Annotated in this window: 18 protein-coding genes and 1 pseudogene; 14 read left to right on the forward strand and 5 right to left on the reverse strand. The window is 54.1% G+C overall.

Annotated features, from left to right (window positions below):
- Positions 1 to 7: 7 nt before the first annotated feature.
- The gene (locus tag QLQ17_RS03145; RefSeq protein ID WP_283208080.1) at positions 8 to 784 is read right to left on the reverse strand and encodes a secretin; all 777 of its coding nucleotides are present in this window, start codon (positions 782 to 784) and stop codon (positions 8 to 10) included.
- Positions 785 to 1149: 365 nt separating this feature from the next.
- Here QLQ17_RS03145 and QLQ17_RS03150 point away from each other — a divergent pair, with 365 nt between their 5' ends.
- Positions 1150 to 2202 carry a 3-deoxy-7-phosphoheptulonate synthase gene (locus QLQ17_RS03150; RefSeq protein WP_283208081.1) on the forward strand — a complete coding sequence of 351 codons (1053 nt, stop codon included), beginning with the start codon at positions 1150 to 1152 and terminating at the stop codon, positions 2200 to 2202.
- A gap of 1 nt (position 2203) precedes the next feature.
- Here the strand turns inward: QLQ17_RS03150 and QLQ17_RS03155 are convergent, their stop codons facing one another.
- Complete coding sequence (locus tag QLQ17_RS03155) at positions 2204 to 2860, reverse strand: LysE family transporter (RefSeq protein WP_283208082.1); 657 nt, start codon at positions 2858 to 2860, stop codon at positions 2204 to 2206.
- Positions 2861 to 2974: 114 nt separating this feature from the next.
- Between QLQ17_RS03155 and QLQ17_RS03160 the strand changes: the two genes are divergently transcribed.
- The 8 genes from QLQ17_RS03160 to QLQ17_RS03195 all read left to right on the forward strand — a co-directional run bounded on the left by QLQ17_RS03160 (position 2975) and on the right by QLQ17_RS03195 (position 10707).
- Positions 2975 to 4414, forward strand: coding sequence for a dihydrolipoyl dehydrogenase (locus tag QLQ17_RS03160; protein ID WP_283208083.1), 1440 nt, complete (start codon positions 2975 to 2977; stop codon positions 4412 to 4414).
- Positions 4415 to 4564: 150 nt separating this feature from the next.
- Positions 4565 to 5038, forward strand: a complete 474-nt coding sequence (locus QLQ17_RS03165; protein ID WP_283208084.1) for a Dps family protein — start codon at positions 4565 to 4567, stop codon at positions 5036 to 5038.
- 350 nt (positions 5039 to 5388) lie between these two features.
- Positions 5389 to 5976, forward strand: coding sequence for a GNAT family N-acetyltransferase (locus QLQ17_RS03170; RefSeq protein ID WP_283208085.1), 588 nt, complete (start codon positions 5389 to 5391; stop codon positions 5974 to 5976).
- A gap of 89 nt (positions 5977 to 6065) precedes the next feature.
- Positions 6066 to 6785 carry a lysophospholipid acyltransferase family protein gene (locus QLQ17_RS03175; RefSeq protein WP_283208086.1) on the forward strand — a complete coding sequence of 240 codons (720 nt, stop codon included), beginning with the start codon at positions 6066 to 6068 and terminating at the stop codon, positions 6783 to 6785.
- A 94-nt stretch (positions 6786 to 6879) separates the two neighbouring features.
- Positions 6880 to 7611 (forward strand): lysophospholipid acyltransferase family protein, encoded by a 732-nt coding sequence (locus tag QLQ17_RS03180; protein WP_283208087.1) that lies wholly within the window; start codon positions 6880 to 6882, stop codon positions 7609 to 7611.
- 83 nt (positions 7612 to 7694) lie between these two features.
- Positions 7695 to 7976, forward strand: a complete 282-nt coding sequence (locus QLQ17_RS03185) for a hypothetical protein (RefSeq protein ID WP_283208088.1) — start codon at positions 7695 to 7697, stop codon at positions 7974 to 7976.
- A gap of 291 nt (positions 7977 to 8267) precedes the next feature.
- Positions 8268 to 10319: an ankyrin repeat domain-containing protein gene (locus QLQ17_RS03190; RefSeq protein WP_283208089.1), complete on the forward strand. Its 2052-nt coding sequence runs from the start codon at positions 8268 to 8270 to the stop codon at positions 10317 to 10319.
- 82 nt (positions 10320 to 10401) lie between these two features.
- Positions 10402 to 10707, forward strand: a complete 306-nt coding sequence (locus QLQ17_RS03195) for a choice-of-anchor I domain-containing protein (RefSeq protein WP_283209065.1) — start codon at positions 10402 to 10404, stop codon at positions 10705 to 10707.
- Positions 10708 to 10934: 227 nt separating this feature from the next.
- Here QLQ17_RS03195 and QLQ17_RS03200 read toward each other — a convergent pair whose 3' ends face one another.
- A complete protein-coding gene (locus QLQ17_RS03200; protein WP_283208090.1) occupies positions 10935 to 11357 on the reverse strand; it encodes a hypothetical protein in 423 nt (140 codons plus the stop codon).
- 50 nt (positions 11358 to 11407) lie between these two features.
- Between QLQ17_RS03200 and QLQ17_RS03205 the strand changes: the two genes are divergently transcribed.
- The 3 genes and pseudogenes from QLQ17_RS03205 to QLQ17_RS03215 all read left to right on the forward strand — a co-directional run.
- Positions 11408 to 12316: a LysR family transcriptional regulator gene (locus QLQ17_RS03205; protein WP_283208091.1), complete on the forward strand. Its 909-nt coding sequence runs from the start codon at positions 11408 to 11410 to the stop codon at positions 12314 to 12316.
- A gap of 535 nt (positions 12317 to 12851) precedes the next feature.
- On the forward strand, positions 12852 to 13772 hold the full coding sequence (locus QLQ17_RS03210) for a TIGR02285 family protein (protein WP_283208092.1): 921 nt from the start codon (positions 12852 to 12854) through the stop codon (positions 13770 to 13772).
- An 8-nt stretch (positions 13773 to 13780) separates the two neighbouring features.
- A pseudogene (locus tag QLQ17_RS03215) lies at positions 13781 to 13894 on the forward strand (NYN domain-containing protein); the annotation flags it as partial.
- On the opposite strand, the gene QLQ17_RS03220 reads toward QLQ17_RS03215, so the two are convergent.
- A complete protein-coding gene (locus tag QLQ17_RS03220; RefSeq protein ID WP_283208093.1) occupies positions 13866 to 14867 on the reverse strand; it encodes an AraC family transcriptional regulator in 1002 nt (333 codons plus the stop codon). The pseudogene QLQ17_RS03215 and the gene QLQ17_RS03220 sit on opposite strands and share 29 nt — an antisense overlap.
- A 135-nt stretch (positions 14868 to 15002) precedes the next feature.
- Here QLQ17_RS03220 and QLQ17_RS03225 point away from each other — a divergent pair, with 135 nt between their 5' ends.
- Positions 15003 to 15881, forward strand: a complete 879-nt coding sequence (locus tag QLQ17_RS03225; RefSeq protein ID WP_283208094.1) for an NmrA family NAD(P)-binding protein — start codon at positions 15003 to 15005, stop codon at positions 15879 to 15881.
- Here QLQ17_RS03225 and QLQ17_RS03230 read toward each other — a convergent pair.
- Positions 15853 to 16731, reverse strand: coding sequence for a LysR family transcriptional regulator (locus tag QLQ17_RS03230; protein WP_283208095.1), 879 nt, complete (start codon positions 16729 to 16731; stop codon positions 15853 to 15855). The two genes, QLQ17_RS03225 and QLQ17_RS03230, sit on opposite strands and share 29 nt — an antisense overlap.
- 136 nt (positions 16732 to 16867) lie before the next feature.
- Here QLQ17_RS03230 and QLQ17_RS03235 point away from each other — a divergent pair, with 136 nt between their 5' ends.
- Complete coding sequence (locus QLQ17_RS03235; RefSeq protein WP_283208096.1) at positions 16868 to 17608, forward strand: nitroreductase; 741 nt, start codon at positions 16868 to 16870, stop codon at positions 17606 to 17608.
- The last annotated feature ends 26 nt before the right edge of the window (positions 17609 to 17634 follow it).

The raw sequence follows: 17634 nt of genomic DNA on the forward strand, positions 1-17634 counted from the left end.
ACCTTCCTTAAAGCAGATCCACCCGAACTTCCCAGGACGTGGACTGATTACCGGACTGGCCGGTTTGATACACGATGCCTGCCTGGGAGCCGGACCGGCTTTCCTGAACGCTGCCCAGCGACACCCACTGGCCCGGCTCTACCCGGCGAAGGGTCATCAGGGCTTCGGTTTCATAACCGGGCACGCCGCTGTCCGGGTCCTCCTCGAAAGACACAATGTTCAACTCAATGGCCTGATCGGAAATTACCTGGGGGCTGACGATAAAGCCGCTGCGGGTTTCCACCTGTTCCAGAAACGCCGCCGGGTTGCGGCCGCCGCGAATCGCGATCGGCAGGGTTCGCACCTGGCCTGAGGAAATCTGGGCAGACTGGCCTTCCTGCACAATCAGCGATCGTTGGCGACTGCTCTGGGTGGTGGTGACCTTTCGTTCGGCCTGAACCGTCACATTGTTGTTGGTAATGGTCACGCCGCCACCGCCTTGCTTGCCCATTCCGGAATTGGACGAACGCACGGTGACTTTCATCTGCACAGGCGCCACATCCATGGTGGTGACCAGCTGGCCGATCTCGTCCAGCACGGACGGCTCCGCCCGCACAATTACCTGCTGGCCCTGGCTGGTCACAGTGACTTCATCGCTGGGGTACAGGTCCCGAATCTGCTGGGCCACATCGGCGGCGGGGCGTTGGCTGAGCTGATACTGCCGGGCTTCCGGAGCAGCCATGGCCAGGTTTGAGATCAGCATCACTATCAACAGGAATGAAGAGAGGGCAGGTTTCAGACGCATATCTGGCTCCGGCTCAGACGATCGGTTACGCAAAAACCCGCACCGCGGGTTGCAATCCCGGAAATACGGGGGGTATATTGAAAAGCATGAAGACGACACACGCGATCTGTCAATTTAACGTTCAGTCAGTTTTCGGCGCCAAGCCGATGGCTGCGGTCGCTGCTGTGTTTTTTTGGTGGTTTGGTTATGGCTATTTTAGCCAGAGCCGCGGCCGCCCTCAGGGTTAGTAAACAAGTAACCCACTGAACAAAGAGGAAGGCAGCCCGGCTCAAAACCCAGGCTGCCACCGGACTCAGAAGAAGCCCCGACTGGTAGCCCAGCCGGGGCTTTTTGATTCTGACGAAGGGAAAACAGGAACCATAACAATGAACATGCCAATGACCGCTGACACGGCCAATGCCGATAATCTGACCGAACAGCCCGCGCGGCAGCACACCGCGTTGCCCACGCCAAACCAGCTGCGGGCGGATTTTCCGGTTCCGGCCCAGGTGCAGGCGCAGATTCTGGAGCACCGCCAGGCCGTACGGCGGGTGCTCAACCAGGAAGATGCCCGCACCCTGATCGTGGTAGGCCCCTGTTCCATCCACGACGAAGCCGCGGCGATGGAATACGGCGTAAAGCTCAAACAGCTGGCGGAGGATGTCAGCGACCGCTTCCTGATCGTGATGCGAGCCTACCTGGAAAAACCCCGCACCACCGTTGGTTGGAAAGGCATGCTCTACGACCCGGACCGCACCGGTCAGGGTGATTTGAACGAAGGCCTGATGCGTTCCCGCCGCCTGTTACTGAACCTGGCCGAACTGGGCCTGCCATTGGCCACCGAAGCCCTGAGCCCCTTCGCCATGGATTACCTGGGCGACCTGATCAGCTGGACTGCCATTGGCGCCCGCACCACCGAATCCCAGGTGCATCGTGAAATGGTCAGCGGCCTGCCCATGCCAGTGGGTTTCAAGAATGGCACCGACGGTGGCGTGGCGGTGGCGGTCAACGCCATGAAATCCGCCGCGCATTCCCATCAGCATTTCGGGGTGAGTGGTGCTGGTATGCCGTCGATGATTACCACCGACGGCAATCCCGACACCCATCTGGTGTTGCGAGGTGGCCGTGGCCTGACCAATTACGACGACCAGAGCATTGGCGCCGCGATGGAAGCCCTGGAGGCTGCCGGTGTGTCCACATCCGTGATGGTGGATTGCAGCCACGACAACGCCCGCAAGCAGGCACTGCGGCAAATCGACATCGCCAGGGAGGTGATGGCGCAAAAGCAGAAGGGCAATCAAAGCATCGTGGGCCTGATGCTGGAAAGCTTCCTGCAAGAAGGTAGGCAGAGCGACGACGGCGAGCTGGTATTTGGCTGTTCCATCACCGATCCCTGCCTGAGCTGGAGCCAGACGGATACGCTGATCCGCGGCCTTTGAATCAGGGCGCGTCTTTGGTGGGTGCGTCCCCGGTTGCGGTCGACAGCAGCAGCTGGCCGGCCAGTAACAGCAGCGCGCCGCCCATCAGGCGGTCCAGCCAGTGGCCAAAGCGGTTAAAGCCCCGGCGAATCTGCGGCAGCGTAAAAAACACCGCCACCAGCATGAACCACAGGCCAGTCGCTACCGCCATATACAGGCCGTAAGCCCCCTGAACCAGCGCCGGTGTGCCCGGGCTGATCACCACGGAAAACAGCGACACAAAAAACAGCGTGGCTTTCGGGTTCAACGTGTTGGTCAGAAAACCCAGCCGATAGGCCGCCGCGCCGGTTTGCGGTTTGGCATTGCGGGTGTCCACATGCACACCACCGGCTTTGGCCCGCAAACACTGCACGGCAATCCATGTCAGATACAACGCGCCGATCACCTTCAGAATGTTGAACAGCACCAACGACTGCTGAATGATCAGCCCGATCCCCAACAGCGAATAGCTCACGTGCACCAGAATGCCCGTGCCCACCCCGGTGGCTGTCAGCAGGGCATTGCGACGGCTCTGGCACAGTGCCTGGCGCAGCATCACCGCAAAATCCGGCCCCGGGCTGGCGACGGCCAGAAAATGAATCAGCGCAACGGTCAGGAACTCTGCCCAGTAGGTTTGCATTGGTGGCTATCCGGTTGATGGTTTTAAAACACAGGCTCGGAGAATAGATTCCTCCGGCCGAAAAATCACCCCTATACTCATGACACGAAGATTCATCAGGCAAGGAGTATCGCAGTGGAGAAGCGCAAGGTAGAGGTTGCCATTATTGGCGCAGGCACGGCCGGCATGGTGGCGTACCAGCGGGTGCGCAAAGTCACCGACAACGTGGTGCTGATCGAAGGCGGCCCCTATGGTACCACCTGCGCGCGCGTGGGCTGCATGCCCAGCAAACTGCTGATCGCCGCCGCAGAAAGCGCCCACAACATGCGCCACGGCGACCTGTTTGGCGTGTCCGCCGGCAAAGTAAACATCGACGGCAAGCGGGTGATGGAACGGGTGCGGTCAGAACGCGACCGGTTCGTAGGCGGTGTGATCCGTTCCGTTGAGAATTTCCCGGAAGCGCATCGCCTGAAAGGCCACGCCCGGTTCGTTAGCCCCCATCGGTTGATGGTGGGTGAAGACGTTGAAGTAGAAGCCGAGCGCATCATCCTTGCCACCGGCTCTCGCTCCACGGTTCCGGGTGTTCTGAAAGACGCCAAAGACCGGCTGGTACTGAACGACAACATTTTCGAATGGCAGGACCTGCCCGAATCCGTCGCCGTGTTCGGGCCCGGTGTGATTGGGCTTGAACTGGGCCAGGCGCTGGCGCGGCTGGGGGTGCGGGTACGCATGTTCGGCAGGGGCGGCTCGGTGGGCCCGATACAGGATGACGCCATCCGGCAACTGGCGCTGGAGGCCTTCAACGAGGAATTCCCCCTGCACCCGAATGCCGACGTCAAAAAGGTCGCCCGGGTAGACGACGGCGTGGCCGTGACGTTCGTGGATGATGGCCGGGAAACCACCGAAACCTTCGACTACCTGTTGGCCGCCACCGGGCGTATCCCGAACGTGGACGATCTGGACCTGCAAAACGCCGACATCGAACTGGATGACCGTGGCACACCCCTGTTCGACGCCTATACCCTACGCTGCGGCGACAGCCACATCTTTATTGCGGGCGACGCCAATAACAGCCTGCCTCTACTGCACGAAGCCGCCGACGAAGGCCGAATCGCTGGCGACAATGCCGCTGCCTATCCACAGGTGCGAACCGGGTTGCGCAAAACACCCCTGGCGGTGGTGTTCACCGACCCGCAGATAGCCACCGTCGGCCTGACCAAGCAGCAGGTAAACGAGCGGTGTCGTGGTTGCTTTGCGGTGGGGGAAGTGTCGTTTGAGAACCAGGGCCGAAGCCGAGTGATTGGCAAGAACAAAGGGCTGCTACGCGTCTATGGCGAGCACGGCACCGGCCTGTTCATGGGGGCAGAAATGTTCGGCCCGGCGGCGGAGCACATCGGCCACCTGCTGGCCTGGTCTGCCCAGCAGCGAATGACGGTCAGCGACATGCTGGAAATGCCTTATTACCACCCCGTGATCGAAGAAGGGCTGCGGTCAGCGCTGAAAGACCTCAATAAAAACCTGAGCATTGGCCCGGCGCCGGAAGAGGGCTGCCTGGATTGCGGCCCCGGGGTGTGATCACCCGTTTAATAATTAGGCAGTAGCTATTAGCTCTAAAAAGATTGATAACTGAATGCTATTGAGGATATTGGAGATCTAAACTGTACGAAAAGCTGCATTCACCATACCTTGAACGTAAATAATTCACTCGCGTTCAAGGAGACACGCATGAGTACTAACTTCATTGGATTGGATACTGAAAAAACAGCCAAGCTAGCCGACCACCTGAACGATCTGCTGTCCAACTACCAGATCTTCTACATGAACGTGCGCGGCTACCATTGGAACATCAAGGGCGACAACTTCTTTGAACTTCACGTGAAGTTTGAGGAACTGTACGACGACCTGCTTCTGAAAATCGACGAGATTGCAGAGCGGGTACTGACTCTGGGCCATCGCCCCGCCCACGCTTACAGCACCTATATCGAGAAGTCCGAGGTGCAGGAGCGTAAAGACGTGTCTGATGGTAAAGAAGCGATGGAAAACATCGTGGAAAGCTTTGCCAAACTGATTGGCAAACAGCGCGAACTGCTGAACTTGGCAGGCGAAGCCAACGACGAAGGCACGGTGGCGCTGATGAGCGATTACATCTCCCAGCAAGAGAAGACGGTGTGGATGTACCGCAGCTACCTCGGGCACTGATCCCGTGGCATATAAGAGAGCGCTGAAAAGCGTGATGAGAGCAGGCGGCCCTTTCCATCGGAAGGGCCGCTTTTTTATGCCTTTGATTTGGGTTTTGTGTGGCTGGCAAGTGGTGCGTCTACTAAGTTGGCAAGAGTGTGTGAAAAAAAAGAATTCTCCATTAATGCGAAGAGCGTTCTTTTATATTAGAGCAAAAAAAATTGTAGGTTATTGATTATGTGTGATTAATTTTGATCGAGTTCAGTGTTTTTGCGGAATAATGCCGCGCACAAATGTAGAAGTCAGATTTGTGCATTAACGAAGAATTCGGTCTATTTGCTGTTAGGTGTCTTAATTAGTGAGAAAAAATAATGAACTCTGCAGCTGCCCACATAGCGTCTGAAGAAGAGCGATATAAGGTACTCAGCGCAATTACGGCTGCATTTATTCACGACCCTATATTTAGATGGGTCTGGCCTGAGCCTCACAGTTATTTAAGCAACATGCCCGCATTTGCAGAGGCTTTCGGTGGTGGCGCGATCGTGAATGGCAGTGCTCAATGTACAACGGGATATTTCGGAGCTGCCCTATGGCTTGAGCCCGGATCCTACCCCGATGAAGACAGAATCGCAGACATCATTCAACGTACTGTTTCCCCGGAAAAGCTAGAAGATGTTTTTAGTGTGCTCAAATTGATGGGCGAACATCATCCAGATGAGCCAGTTTGGCACTTGGCGATGATAGGGGTTGATCCTACAAAGTATGGCTGCGGACACGGGGCAACAATGATGCATGCATTCCTCGAGCGTGTAGATTCTGCGGGAATGCCCGCATATCTTGAATCAACGAACCCGGCAAATATAACGCTCTACCAACGACACGGTTTCGAGGCAACTGGAACCATACAAGCAGGCGAATCTCCAAAAATATACCTCATGTATCGAGAAGCTCGAAAGTGACACCTAACAAGGCGCTTAAGTTTTTTCGGCCTTCGGCCTCCATCGGACGGCCTTGTCAGGCCGCCGCTTAGCTTGGCGTTAGGTAAATTGTGGATATTATTAATCAACTAATTCGTTATGTATTATCGATAAGTCTGATGGTTCCTATGCTGGGAGCCGCGGTAGTTGTCGCCCCAATTTCCTTAGATCGCAGTTGGCGAATTATTCGTAGCTGGAGTCAAACAACGATGAAGATATTTGGGGTCGTAGTCGAAGTTAAATTTGAGAACGGTCAGTCTCAGCTCGAGGAAGGTGGAGTTATAGTTGTCCTCAATCAACAAAGCTTAATTGTCCCAACGGCTATTTCCTCAAGATGTGATAAGCGGCTGATGAGTATTTGGAATATCGAATACGCGCTTATTCCATTCTTAGGTTGGGCGCCAAGCTTGATGGGGTGGGTCATTGTTCGGCAATGGCCCAAACAATCAAAGAGACAATTACGCAAGGCTGCTCTTTACGCAAAAAACGGTGGTTTAATTCTGATATCGGCAGAGGGAATGCGGAGTATTGATGGAGAACTGATGCCTTATAAAAAAGGTGCGGCGGTTCTGCCTATTGAGTCGCAGGCTCTTATTCATCCTCTTTACATTGCTGGCGCTAGGCATTGCCTTCCGGTAGGTGAATGGAGGATTCGGCCTGGAACAATTGTTCTTCATTACTTAGAGCCTATTCCAACGAAGGGGCTCACCTATGACGATCGAAATTCTTTGCTAGAGAAGCTTCGAGTGGTAGCAGAGGTTGAACATGCTCAATGTAAACAAGCCAATTAATCGTCCACCTAACAAGGCCAGTCATGCTCGCCCACAAAGAAACGTGGGCTGGACTCGTTTCACTCGCCCATGCTGGCACCGTTAGGTGACAATCATGGATACGGCCTCACAAATTGCTCGGTACGCACTGGTACTTGCGCTGATGGCGCCTCTTTTGGGAGGCGCATTGGTTATTGCCCCTTTTTCCGACCGTCTAGGCAGGCGCATGGTGCGGGCTTGGAACCAGGCGTTTCTGTCCACATTTGGCATATCGTTCGAAGTGCAGTACGACATCGGGCCCGAGCAACTGGAACAGGGCGGGATAATCGTCGGGCTGACACAACAGAGCATTATTGACCCCACGGTAGGGTTCGCGGCCTGGGACAAGCCGGTCAATGCAATCTGGAACATCGAGTACGCGCTAATTCCATTTTTCGGCTGGGTCTCGTTTATTCTCGGCTGGGTCATTGTTCGCCAGAATCCTTCTCAATCAAAACGCCAGATTGAGAAGGCGGCGAAGTACGCTGCAAATGGCGGCCTAGTCTACTTGTCTGCTGAAGGAAAACGCAGTGTCGACGGCAGCCTGAGCCCCTACAAGAAAGGGCCAGTTGTCATGGCAATCAGTGCCCAGGTCCCGATATTCCCAGTTTATATGGCGGGCAGCCGACAATGTATGCCGCCCGGAGCCTGGAAAATCCGCCCGGGAAAAATCATCATGAGGTATTTGGCCCCGATACCAACCACTGGCATGACATACGAGGATCGACATTCACTGCTTGAGCGCCTACGGATAGTGGGTGAGAAGGAGCATTCACGATGGGTCATCGATCGTGAGTCTGTCACCTAACAAACGGTTCAAGCCGACCGTCCCGCCGCGCTTCGCGCGCCAGTCCGGCTGCTTAACCTAGGCGTTAACAGGTTCCAATAGTGATGAGTATAGAAAGAAAGTGGTGGGTTTCAGGGATCACCTCCCTGCCGCTCTATTTCGTTGTCGCGGTCATCGCGTCTCGTTTGGACCCATTGATGTGGTTGCTGGCGGTCGTTGTTGGTCTGTTCGTTACCGGTGTGCTCTACCAGGTTTTCGTGTATCGGTTGGTCGACAAGGGCACGACCCCTTTTTTCGCACTGGCATCCTGGGTGGCGGTTCAGCTTATTGGAATTGCAGCAATCCTTTGGGCGGCAAGTGCAATGAAATCTGCAGGTATGTTTTAACTCGTCCGAGTGATCTTCCATGAAAAGACAGCCATCTCGCTGTTAGTCATTCTCGCCATTCTGATTTGTGGGAAATGGATAACGGGTGTGTCTGGGCTTGGATGTCCAAGATCGAAAACGGCGAAACGCCAAAGCTGTGTAGGTGCAGGTGTTAGTCAAAAAATGAATCAACCCAAACTCGGGCTTGGTATTTTGAGTCGATCACGGCGGTGAATTCGGCTATCGTGCGTTTCACATCCGTATTTGTCAGTGAAAAAGAGCAAATAATCCATCCAGGGAAAGGGGATAAGCATGAAAAAGAAGTATCTATTATTGGTTTCTCTCATAGCCGTTTTCGCATACTTAGGAGAGAAAAATAATATTTACTATCATGCTAAGAACATGCTCTTGGGCCCGTCCGAGACGAGTGGTCAGAGCTACTACTATACAGGAGAGTTAAAGTTCTCTGACCCAGAAATCATTGAGTCTAATTACTGGGGATCAACCATAGCATTTACATATTTCCAACCAACAAAAAAGAAATATGAGAAGCTGGGCATCACTCTGGAAGAGGGTCTTTCATTACCCAAAAAGCATTGGGTTTTCCTGAGTAAGACAGCCAAGGAAGGGCGACGTGTAACCGTTTATATTCCGAGAACGATTTATCCGAAATCAGGGTTTTCAACCAATGTTATAGATTTTGAAGTTTGGGATATGGATGGCCGAGAGGTTCTCAACTCAGTCGCGAGGTATGAAGTAAGAATCGACTGGCCATCGCTTTCGTCTGCAGAGAACGACCACAAAAAAAATGGACATGGTTTTGAGGTTTTGAAATCAGTAACGATCAGCGAGCGAGTGCCTCATAGGGTCGAGCTAATCAACTGGTTAGTTGAGAAAGGAATGTCGCCTGACGATATATCGGTTAAGAACGTAATTGGGTCAGGGCAAAACGTCCACTTAGTATTGAATGACAGAATTCCGGTTGCAGATTTACGTCCGTTGACCACTAAGTTAATGGCCTTCGACTCAGCCATTGAATTTTTCGACGTCGGCGACGAAGCGATCAGTGGGCACCTTGAGATCGGCACAGGCCTATCGACTGGAGACTCTATATCGAACACAACGCTAGATAGATTGGCGACTGAAGAGTTAAGCACTGAGGAGTTTTACCGGATTGCCGGCATCCCCTGGCTGGATAAAGAGGAAAAAGCGGAGCAACTGGTCGCCAAAGCAAAAACCCTGCTGGACACTGGCCAAAGAATGGAGTTGGCGAAAGGTTATATTGATGAGGCGATGAACTTAGATCCGAATCAGCCGAAAGCCTATGTTGAGCTTGCCCGCTATTTAATGAAAACCCGAGAAGACTTCAGTGAGCGTGCACCGTCGGCAACCGGGAAGTATGTTTCTGATGTCCTCTTGAAAGCTCTGGAGATTGCGCCAGACAATATCGATGTCATGGTGCTCCTGGGTTATGTTTTTACAGTTCAAGAGCGGTTCGACGACGCTGAAGCTCTGCACCGTAAAATTGCATCGTTAGGTACCGACAATTGGTGGGTTTGGCACAATTGGGCGCTACAAAAAGATAAACAAGGCCTCACTGAAGAGGCAATACGCTTACTGGAAAAAGTAAGAGGGCAAAGGCGCGTCCCTGACGTTAATCGGTATGCGTACAGAAACTCGATTCTGGATTTGTCCAACCTTTACCTGAGAGCCAACCGGGTGTCTGAGGCTGATGAGACACTGGAAACGCACCATCAAGTATTGAGCAATGATCCATTTTATTGTTTGTATCGTCAGCATGCTCGTGTGTTGGTGCGCTATACCAATGATTACGACAGAGCGATTCGCTACTCGGTGAAGGCAAACAATGGAGGTTGCTCGGCCAACCTGATTTTGTCAGAGGCACGGTTTCACCAATGGGCAGCGATGGGTAATCAGGCAAGTCAGTCATCTCTGTTGCAAGCAAAGGCGACAACGCCCAATTTGGCGAGAGTTTATTACGCTCTCTCGTCTTATTCGGCAGGCGTCGGCGTTCTGAATCGTCTGGATCAAAAAGGTGTGAGTCTGGATGCTGAAGCGCCTGATGGAATGAATGCACTGATTTATGCTGTTTACGATCGAAATTTTGACGCAGCTGCGGCGTTGATTGGCAACGGTGCAAATCCGAATGGCTTTGCAATCAATGGCAATCTGTCGCCATTATTTGTAGCCATTTCACGTGATGACGAACAGTTCGTTCGTTTCTTGTTGGAGAATGGTGCGGACCCATTTCTAAAGAATTCATCAGGAGAAAGTGCCATCGACCTCGCAAATAGACTCGGTAACCAGCGCTTGTCGAACCTACTATCTGCTAAAAGCACATAGCGAGCTTTGCGACACCGTGGGCCAACGTCGGAGGCGTTCAACTTCCTCGGCGTTGTGCTCGTTTCCTGCGACCTCTGGGGCATTGTCTTCCAGGAATATAGCGGCGAAGGCAATCAGTTTCGGGGCGGGCGTGGATGGCGGTCAGCGCGTATTCGACAGTGGCAGCGAGTTTGAACGCATCACCGCCAGCCTGATCCCGGACAACTTCAACGGCAACAACGACGAAAACAGCTTCGACAACCGCTCCGACCACAAAGGCCCGGAACCCGAAGCCATCACCACCGGCACCAGCTCCGGTTTTTTTGTGTGCCTTAAATTCGGGTTTTGGGTGGCTGGGAGGTGCCTACTAGGTTGGCAGGAGTGTGTGAAAAGCAGAATTCTTCGTTAATGCGAAGTGCGTTCTGTTGTATTCCAGTGATCTTGGGCGGAGTTATCGCTTTAGCATGTTGTGTGGTGATATTGCTGTATGCGGTTTCGAATATTTGACATCTTCACTAACCATAACAAGCGGCATCATGGCGACCGCTTTTACGCCGCTTCGCGGCTCCAAACCGGCGCGTGAGCCGGGCGTTATGGTGCAAGTGAGAGTCCGCCATCGACTCAAGATAGACTTCGCTATCTCGCATCAAGAACCTCCCTGCGTTTGACTTGAATGCCCGCGATCAAAAGACCAAGAATAGCGGATGTCAACAATACTGGGCTAGTCCCAAACATCAATATGAGGCTAGTTGCCCAGAAAAAACACCCTGACCCGACTGCGAAACGATAGTCAATATTTAGAGAAACAAGAAGCATTGTCAGGAAAAGAAAACAGGTCTTTGACCAATAGACGTAGTTTGCATCGACGACCAAAGGTGCAGCAGAAACTGCGCTGCTATAGCTCGCAAAGACGTTTATTCCATCCCCTAACCACAGTGCAAAAGTCATTCTGCCGATTAAGATTGCATAAGCGAAAACCAGCAGATAGAAAAGCCAGTTTCGCGTAAAAGGATACCTTAATTGAATCATATCTATTCCCGTTTCATTGATGATTGGCATACCCTATGCCTAGTCTGTATTGTCCGCAATAACGAAAAAGGAAAATAATTATGTCCATTAAGGACGCAATAATTGGTGTTCGACTTAATGGATTACGTACTTTGGCCGTGGTTATTGAGCGCGGATCAATTACAGGGGCCGCAGAGCATATAGGGATCACAGCCTCGGCGATAAGCAAGCAGATCAATCGCTTGGAAGAGGATATAGGCGTTCGCTTACTTCAACGAAGCACCCGGAGTGTTCGCCCGACTGAGGCCGGGACGAAAATATATGAACTTGCGCGGCCACTTCTTGATGAACTTGCTGCCGCTATCAGTTCGATATCTGATGAGACAGCTCAGGTAGAAGGAACCGTTCGGATTTCTGCCACTCCCGCGTTTGGTCGAATTCATGTTGTACCAATCTTGGCGCAGCTAAGCCGAAAACACCCAAAGTTGCGATTTGATCTTAAGTTGAGCGACAAGATTCACGATTTTGTCGAAGACGAAATCGACATCGCTATTCGAGAAGGTAAATTGGAGGATTCCAGTGCATACTCTGTCTTGCTGCGCGAAGGATCGGTGAGGCTATATGCATCACCTGCATATATTAGCGAACGTAGTCCTCTTGTGACAATTGATGACCTCTCGCAGCATGAGATTATACTTGTATCGAAACCGGGGTTGCTTCGGCCAACTGAACAGGCGCAAAGGCTTAGTTCAAATGTACGATTTGCTCTGAACGATGTGTTTTCAGTTCTGGATTTAGCACTTGCAGGATTGGGTGTTGCTGGGTTACCCGAATATGTTGCGGAAAAATATGTTGCCTCAGGTGAACTGATCCTGTGTATACCTGAATTTAGCCCGATGCTACTTCCTGTGCATGCTTTGTATCCGAGTAAGAGATTCGTCCCCAAGCGTGTGCAGGTAGTGCTGGATGCACTTATTGAAGTGAGAGAAAAAGGACTGCTCCCAGTTTAATTGAGGCGCGTTCAATTCAGAAATTTACGGTTCAGATAAGCCAAGTTTCGGACGAATTGACCTATATGTATCTTGCTTAATTATATTGTTTTTGATTTTTGATCCATTAAATTCAAACATGCTTTTGCAACCATTCGGGTGGTTGCTATTTCTAATATTGGTTCTGGTACTATTTGCATATGCGAAAAAGCCGCTCCGCGCTGGCCTCTGGTCATGAAGGCGTTAAATGGAAATGGCTTCATGTTGAGCTGGCAAGAATTACGAAAGGAATTTCAAGCTTGCGAGGAGGCACTGAGGTTCGTTCGTATCGATTATCAATGGGGCGCTGCCGGCACTATTACGGACTTGCCGGTGTTCCAGTTACTCCAGAATTGAGAGAGTTTGAAACGTTGTGCTCATTCGAGTCTGGCGCAGTGAGAGGCAACCGGAATTACCTGAAAACGAAACGTGACCAAGCCATGCCGCGGTTAGGGTGTTAGTATCAATTCGGCTAAACGATTTTTCTAATTGGTTTCGATGGGACAGGTCACTATCCATGAACACACTTCGATGGGCCGTTATAGCAATTGTATTGTTGGGTGCCGTTTCGAAGTCCGGTTTGGCTTTCGCCAAGGAAGTGATTCACTGGGTTGACGTTACAATTCCGCCGTATCACCACATTGAAGCCGAGGATCAAAACCCTTCCCCGGAAGCCCAAGAGGCCCAGACAGGCATAACCGACCGCTTACTGGATCTCCTTACCGAGGCCCTTCCCGAATACACCCACAAACGCACCATCGTGCCAACATCACGGGTCCTGCGTTCTTTGGAAGAGGGGCAGAATGTTTGTAATCCAGCGATGAAAATCACCCCGGAGCGCCAGGAGTACATTGTTTTTTCCCGGCGCCCCAGCATTATCGCGCCCTCCAACGGCATCGCCATCCGCGTCAAGGATAGGAATCGTTTCGGGGAACCGCCGGTAGCCCTGGAAAGACTGATGAGTAATCCGGACCTGGTTTTGGGTGTTGAGTTTGGTCGTGCTTATGGGCGAGACATCGACCAATTGCTGGCATTACACAAGGGCTCTGACTCTGTGTATCAGCGATTTTCAAGCCCGGCCTATTCCGGGCTGATCCGAATGCTCACGCACAAGCGAGTCGACTATGTGCTGGGTTTTCCGATGGAATTCAGTTATGTGGAAGCGACACGAGAACTCGGGCGTGATATCGCGTTTCTCCCCATCAGGGAATCCAGTGAATTCTCCTACTCCTATATCGGCTGCTCAAAGACCGCCACCGGACGCCAACTGATTGTCGAAATCGACAAGGCGTTGGCTCGAATTCGCAAGACCGAGGCCTATCGGGAAGCGATTGAGCGCTGGCTGCCGACGGTCGTCCATGAGTCGTTCCGGCGGCATTACCGTGAAGATTTTCTGACCCAGCAAAGACCGATTGAGAGAGACGATTCCCTCCAATAGAGCTTCCCGATGCGTCAATGATCATTGACGCTATGAACCTTCGTTACTCGAAGAAGTACGACGCTTTCGCCCTGGTTTCAAGCGATAGCGATTTTACGAAGCTTGCATCACGTCTGTGTGAATCTGCCTCTGCCTTAACGGTGGCACCCCAAACACCCGTTTGTACGCCCGCGAAAACGCTGCTTCCGACTGATACCCCAGCTCCTCGGCCAGTTCGGTCAGCGTGACCGGTGACTGCCCGATTCGCAGCCTTGCCAGATTCATGCGCCATTCGGTCAGGTAGTGTTTCACGGAGGTGCCGATCACCTCGGTAAAGCGGGCGGAGAAGCCGGAGCGGGACATGCCGGCGTGGGCGGCCAGGCGGTCGACGGTCCAGTCGGTTTCGGGGCGGGCGTGGATGGCGGCCAGGGCCTTGCCCAGTTTCGGGTCTTTCAGGGCGCCCAGCCAGCCGGTGCGGGCTTCCGGGCTGTGGGTAATCCAGTGTCGGATGGCCTGAATCACCACGATGTCGGCCAGGTGCGCCATCACCGTCACGCCGCCGGGGGATAGCGCGCGGGCTTCCTGTTCCATCAGCTGAATCATGGGTTGTAGCTGGGCGGGCAGGGCGCCTTCGCTGGCTTTGATGTGGATGATCTGCGGCAGTTCGCGAATCAGCTTTTGCGCCGCAACCTGGTCGAACCCCAGCACACCGCAGGTCAGGCGGGTTTCCTCGCCGTTGCTCTCTTCTCCGTCTGTCTGGTTACCGCCGTAGCGCATGGTTTCAAAACGCTCCGTCAGCCGGGTCACAGGGATGTCGAAAAACGGCTCGCAGGGCTGGTCTTCACTGTGGGCAATGCAGTGGCCTTCGCCTTTGGGTACCAGCGCCAGGTCGCCGGTTTGCAGGTACAGGCTTTCCTGATTGTGGAAGCGCAGCCAGCAACTGCCCTGGGTGACGATGTGGAACATCATCTTGCCGCCCATCGGTGGCATCTCCATACCCCAGGGAGCAATCAGTTCGGCGGTGGCGTACACCGAGCCGTCCATGCGCAGCGAGCACAGAGTCTCGCCGAGCGGGTCGGACGTGGTGGGAATGTCTCGCTGTAAGTCGGTGGTCATAGGTTGTGTCCGCGGTGGCCATGTTTGGACGTTCTGCAAAATAGTATGGATTGAGAAGCATTAATCATCAAGAAAAGCCCTCGTAAACTGGTGTTCATCGGGTGACTTAACGCCCGCATCAACCAAACCATTGTTATGAGGATACAGAGCATGAAAACCGAATTGATCGCCGTTGTTGGCTCCACCGGAAAAACCGGTGCGCGGGTATTGGCGCAGCTGAATTCTATGGGCATTGGTGCGCGCGGGCTGTCCCGAAATTCGCAGGTGCCGTTCGATTGGGAAAACCGCGTCACCTGGCCAGCGGCGCTGGAAGGCGTGCGCGCCGTCTACGTGACCTACTACCCGGACCTGGCCGTGCCGCAGGCGGAAGCGGATATTCGCGAGTTTGTCGCGGTGGCCAAGCAGCAGGGCGTGGAGCATCTGGTGCTGATGTCAGGCCGTGGCGAGGAAGGCGCCCGGCGGGCGGAGCAGGTGGTGGAAACCAGCGGCCTGGCCTGGAACGTGGTGCGTGCCAGTTGGTTTATGCAGAACTTCAGCGAGAGTTTCATGCTGGACGGCCTGCAGGCAGGCGAGCTGGTGCTGCCGCAGCCCAACGCCAGTGAACCGTTCATCGATGTGGACGACATCGCCAGTGTGGCCGTGGCAGCGCTGACCAACCCCGCGTTGCGCAACCAGTTACTGGAAGTCACCGGGCCGGAATTGCTCACCTTTGACCAGTGCGTGCAGGCCATCGCCAACGCCAGCGGCCGCGAGATCGGCTTCACCCCGGTGCCGGTGGATGCGTATCTTGAAGGCGCCAAAGCCGAGGGCTTACCGGACGACATCGCCTGGCTGATCAACGAGCTGTTCGTGAACGTGCTGGATGGCCGCAATGAACACACCACGAACACGGTCCAGAAGGTTCTGGGGCGGCCGGCGCGGAGTTTTGCGGACTATGTGGCCCGGGTGTCGCCTGAGGTTTGGGGCGGCAGCGACGTGTCCGATCCTAAAAACGAGCCGCCAGGAAATCGATAAACACCCTTAGTTTGTGGGGCATGAAGTCGGTTTCCTGGAATAGGGCGAACACTTCGTGCGGTGGCTTTGCCTGATTCGGGAACAGCTCTTCCAGAGCGTGATTGGCCAGGTCTTTGTGGATCAGGTAGTCCGGTAACAGGGTAATCCCCATCCCCAACTTGGCCGCCTGGTATATGGACAATACGTCGTTCACCACCAGCACTTTGTGGGATTCAGGCAGCGCCAGGCCTGGCAGGCTGTTCCGATGGCGTTTTTCGATGTCGGGCAAATGGCTGCTGTAGATGATTCGGTGCCGGCCCAGTTCCTCCAGCGATTGCGGGTATCCGCGTTCCCGCAGGTAATTCGGCGCGGCGCACATCACCATTCGGGAAGCGAGTAGCCGTCGTGATTTCAGGCGCGAATCCTTCAGATCTCCGATGCGTATGGCGAGATCCAGATCGGATTCGACCAGATCTTCGTGTCGGTCGCTGACGGTCAGGTCGAATTGGATGTCGGGGTAGTCTTGCGAGAAGTCGGCCAATGCGGGCAACAGCTGGGCGTGCGCAAACGTGGGCGTTGCGGTAATGCGCAGTCGTCCGACCGGTTTGGCGGTCAGGTTTTGCAGCATGCGTTGGGTGGTTCGCCTTTCTTCTTCAATCCGTCGGCAGGAGTCGAGGTATACCCGGCCAGCCTGGGTCAGCGACAGGCTGCGGGTGGTGCGATTCAGCAGCCGAACGCCCAGGGCCTGTTCGGTCTGCTTCAGTTGGCGGCTGACCACCGACGTACTCATTTTCAGTTGATCGGCGGCGCCTTTGAAACTCCCAGCCTCCACAAGGGCCAGAAACAACGCCTGCTCTGTCACGGCTGACATGAAATCCCTAATTGTTGCTGATTTAACAACAGTATATTACCTGAATGGCTCTTTATTGCCATTTAGGGGATTTCTATACTGCCCGCTCATCGTCCGAGTTCGCTCGGCCCCGAAGAGCCAGACGGAGGCAGGCCCCATGGAACTGATCAATGCCTTGAATCATCGCCGTAGCATCCGGCACTACCACAATATTCCGATCCCTTCAGGCGTGATGAGCCGGTTGCTGAAGCAGGCCCTGAAAGCGCCCAGTAGCTCCAATGTGCAGCCCTATCGCCTGGCCGTGGCCAGCGGCGACGTGCGCCGGGCCATCAGCGACGAACTGTGCGAACGCTATGACCGGGCGAGCAGTGTCAGCCGCATGCCTTTGCCCCTGAAACTGTGGCATGGCGTGACCGGTAAAGTGTTACCGGACGGTGACTACAATCCGAACGTGAAGTATCCGAAGGAGCTGCACCAACGCAAATTCGAGTGCGGCATGGGCCTGTATGAAACCCTTGGCATCGACCGGGAGGACTATGCAGCGCGGGACCGTCAGATGCGGCGTAACTTTGAGTTCTTCGGCGCGCCCACGGTGATTTTTGTCTACGTGCACGACAAGCTGGGCCGGTACAGCGCCCTGGATGCGGGGATTTTCCTGCAGTCGTTGATGCTGGCGGCCGTGGACGAAGGCCTGGGTACCTGTACCCAGGCTGCGCTCGCCATCTGGGGCGGCCCCGTTCGCGAACGGTTTGAGATAGAGGCAGACTACAAATTGCTGTGCGGTGTCTCCATCGGTTACCCGGCGGCGCATCCGGTCAACGAATACCAACCGGCAAGGCGCGACGTGGCCGACATCCAGTTGAGGTTGCGCGACCAGGCAAACCGGGCATCGGCCTAATCGTCAGTACAGACACTCGCACGGCT

The sequence above is a fragment of the Marinobacter sp. CHS3-4 genome, assembly GCF_030053415.1.
Taxonomy (GTDB): Bacteria; Pseudomonadota; Gammaproteobacteria; order Pseudomonadales; family Oleiphilaceae; genus Marinobacter.

What these genes read in the sequence shown, in the direction of transcription:
- QLQ17_RS03205 (WP_283208091.1), top strand. Translation starts at nt 11,408, where the DNA reads ATGTCCATTAAGGACGCAATAATTGGTGTTCGACTTAATGGATTACGT.
- QLQ17_RS03180 (WP_283208087.1), top strand. Translation starts at nt 6,880, where the DNA reads ATGGATACGGCCTCACAAATTGCTCGGTACGCACTGGTACTTGCGCTG.
- QLQ17_RS03155 (WP_283208082.1), bottom strand. Translation starts at nt 2,860, where the DNA reads ATGCAAACCTACTGGGCAGAGTTCCTGACCGTTGCGCTGATTCATTTT.
- QLQ17_RS03210 (WP_283208092.1), top strand. Translation starts at nt 12,852, where the DNA reads ATGAACACACTTCGATGGGCCGTTATAGCAATTGTATTGTTGGGTGCC.
- QLQ17_RS03145 (WP_283208080.1), bottom strand. Translation starts at nt 784, where the DNA reads ATGCGTCTGAAACCTGCCCTCTCTTCATTCCTGTTGATAGTGATGCTG.
- QLQ17_RS03150 (WP_283208081.1), top strand. Translation starts at nt 1,150, where the DNA reads ATGAACATGCCAATGACCGCTGACACGGCCAATGCCGATAATCTGACC.
- QLQ17_RS03220 (WP_283208093.1), bottom strand. Translation starts at nt 14,867, where the DNA reads ATGACCACCGACTTACAGCGAGACATTCCCACCACGTCCGACCCGCTC.
- QLQ17_RS03225 (WP_283208094.1), top strand. Translation starts at nt 15,003, where the DNA reads ATGAGGATACAGAGCATGAAAACCGAATTGATCGCCGTTGTTGGCTCC.
- QLQ17_RS03165 (WP_283208084.1), top strand. Translation starts at nt 4,565, where the DNA reads ATGAGTACTAACTTCATTGGATTGGATACTGAAAAAACAGCCAAGCTA.
- QLQ17_RS03190 (WP_283208089.1), top strand. Translation starts at nt 8,268, where the DNA reads ATGAAAAAGAAGTATCTATTATTGGTTTCTCTCATAGCCGTTTTCGCA.
- QLQ17_RS03200 (WP_283208090.1), bottom strand. Translation starts at nt 11,357, where the DNA reads ATGCCAATCATCAATGAAACGGGAATAGATATGATTCAATTAAGGTAT.
- QLQ17_RS03230 (WP_283208095.1), bottom strand. Translation starts at nt 16,731, where the DNA reads ATGTCAGCCGTGACAGAGCAGGCGTTGTTTCTGGCCCTTGTGGAGGCT.
- QLQ17_RS03185 (WP_283208088.1), top strand. Translation starts at nt 7,695, where the DNA reads ATGAGTATAGAAAGAAAGTGGTGGGTTTCAGGGATCACCTCCCTGCCG.
- QLQ17_RS03170 (WP_283208085.1), top strand. Translation starts at nt 5,389, where the DNA reads ATGAACTCTGCAGCTGCCCACATAGCGTCTGAAGAAGAGCGATATAAG.
- QLQ17_RS03235 (WP_283208096.1), top strand. Translation starts at nt 16,868, where the DNA reads ATGGAACTGATCAATGCCTTGAATCATCGCCGTAGCATCCGGCACTAC.